Source organism: Actinocrinis sp., from assembly GCF_035605935.1.
Lineage (GTDB): Bacteria > Actinomycetota > Actinomycetes > Streptomycetales > Catenulisporaceae > Actinocrinis.
This window is the reverse complement of sequence record NZ_DATNGK010000165.1, coordinates 1-2,044: the sequence shown is the minus strand read 5'-3', so window position 1 is coordinate 2,044 and position 2,044 is coordinate 1. Positions and strand designations below refer to the sequence as shown.

2 protein-coding genes and 1 pseudogene are annotated in these 2,044 nt (G+C 65.2%); 1 reads left to right on the top strand and 2 read right to left on the bottom strand.

The genetic code is table 11. The annotated features are described in order from the left end of the window. Positions 1–148: 148 nt before the first annotated feature. Positions 149–703, bottom strand: a complete 555-nt coding sequence (locus VN779_RS13700) for a hypothetical protein (protein ID WP_325723163.1) — start codon at positions 701–703, stop codon at positions 149–151. 171 nt (positions 704–874) lie between these two features. On the opposite strand from VN779_RS13700, the gene VN779_RS13695 reads away from it, so the two are divergent. Continuing rightward, positions 875–1,423 carry a dTDP-4-dehydrorhamnose 3,5-epimerase family protein gene (locus VN779_RS13695; protein ID WP_325723161.1) on the top strand — a complete coding sequence of 183 codons (549 nt, stop codon included), beginning with the start codon at positions 875–877 and terminating at the stop codon, positions 1,421–1,423. Between the two features lie 24 nt (positions 1,424–1,447). Here the strand turns inward: VN779_RS13695 and VN779_RS13690 are convergent. Beyond that, positions 1,448–2,044, bottom strand: a pseudogene (locus tag VN779_RS13690) (right-handed parallel beta-helix repeat-containing protein); the annotation flags it as partial.

The window sequence follows — 2,044 nt, the reverse complement described above, 5'->3', positions numbered from 1 at the left end:
CTCCTCAGTAATCGTTGATTTCCTGTAGGTCGTCCGGTATCGAAGCGAATTATCCGCCCGTTGGAACAGCGAACGGATATTTTGAGATCTGTTCAATTGACATACCATTCCGTTATCCGTATAAGGTGACACTTATTCAGCGTCGGCATCAGCAGCTCCGTACCGTCAGGGCGGCCTTCACGAGCGCTCCCCAGCCGTAGGGGATCTGGTAGGGCCAGTCGCCCAGGTGCAATGGGGCCGTGGCGACGTACACCAGACCGCCGAAGCACCGGCCGAAGATGAGTTGCGCGCGCACCGCCTGCGGCCTTGTGGCCACAACGATTAGCGACTGCCAGGCGTTCCGCCGCGCCAGCGCGCCGACGTACTCCGCCTCGCCGCGAGTGTCCCCTGGGTCGGGATTGAAGCAGATTGTCCGTACCCCCGGCGTGGGCGGCGGGCACAGCCCCCCGTAGCCCATCCAGCCACGCGAGACCACGAGCACGGGTGCCCGGTGTTCCTTGGCGAGCTGCAGCGCTACGGGCAGGCGGTCACCGGGTCCGGCCAGCATCACGATGGCGTCCGCCTTCGGCGGCGTCCACTCAACCGGCCAGACGAGCACGCGCGCGGTCGCGGCGGCGAACGCCACGATCACAGCGGCCACCGCCGCGATCGTTTTGCGCCGCCAACCGCGCAGCAGCCTGACCGGTCGAACCTGCGACGTCATATCCCCCCGGTCACCATCATACGGGGTGGCCGCGGCCTATAATTTCGCCAGAGCCCAGGAAAAGGGTTTCAAATAACCGGTGAATTTTCTGAGAATCAACCAACATCGTCTTGGAATTCCATTCCAAGACAACGTCTCGGTGGTCAGGCGCCGCCGGTAGGAGGTTGTCAGGTGCAGGTCTCCACGGTTCCGCGCATCGCGGGCGCGCTGCTGTTCACGCCGCAGCCGTACGTCGACGAGCGAGGTTTTTTCTCCCGGACGTTCGACGCGGACGTCGCGCGGGAGGCGGGCATCGACCCGGCCGGCTTCGCCCAGGACAGCCTGTCCAGGTCGGCCCGCGGCGTCGTCCGCGGCATGCACATCCGCCGCGGCCGCGGGGAGGCGAAGCTGGTCCGCTGTTCCTATGGAGCCGTGTTCGACGTGATCGTCGACCTGCGCCCCGGTTCCGCTACCTACGGGAACCTGGAGAGCTTCGAACTGCGCGGCGACGAGCAGGTGTCGCTCTACGTGCCCGCCGGATGCGCGCACGGCTTCCAGGCGCTCACCGAGCCCGCGGACGTCGCTTACCGCATCGACCGCCCGCACGATCCGAGCGAGGACGTGTCGATCGCGTTCGACGATCCGGAGCTGGCCATCCCCTGGCCGCTTCCGGTCACCTCCATGTCGGCACGCGACAAGAAGGCGCCTTCGCTCGCCGAAGCGAAGGCGATACTGGCGTAGGCCGACTGGGGCGCGGGTCCGGCTCTACTTGGTCGCGCTGCTCGCCTTGCTCCCGACGTCCTGCTGGTAGGGCACCGAGGTCCAGGCCTTCCAGCTCACCACGGTGCCCTGCTGGTGGACCATGAACTGCCACGGGCCGTTGTACGTGTTGTCGGAGAATTGGTTGTTCTGGTCGAACGTGATGGACTGCTCGACGATCGTGTCCTTGTATGGACTCCACGTCGGGTAGGTGCCGTACTCAGAGAAGACGCCCTGGTAGCCGCACCCGGTCGCCGCGCTGCACGACCGGCTGACCGCCGCGGCGTTGAAGTCGAAGACGTTGTGCGCGACGGACACGTTCTGCGTCCTCCACCGGCAGTCATCGATGTACGGCTGCTTCTGGATGTTCGCGCTGCTGCACGACTTCAGCGTGACAACGCCGGGGTCGGCCAGCGTGCAGTACCCGTCGCTCGTATTGGTAGGCGAATTGCAGAAACGGTTGGCGTTCTCCCACAGGATCACGCCGCTCCAGTTGTTGATGAACGTGTTGTTCGCGATCTCAAGCTTCCCGCTGTACTTGGACGGCACCCGCTTGTCGCCGCCGGACTCCGACACGTAGATCGCGCCGGTCGGGAACTGCTC

Bases quoted from the DNA above. Each gene is read 5' to 3' on its own strand.
- VN779_RS13700 (WP_325723163.1), bottom strand. From the start codon at position 703: ATGACGTCGCAGGTTCGACCGGTCAGGCTGCTGCGCGGTTGGCGGCGC.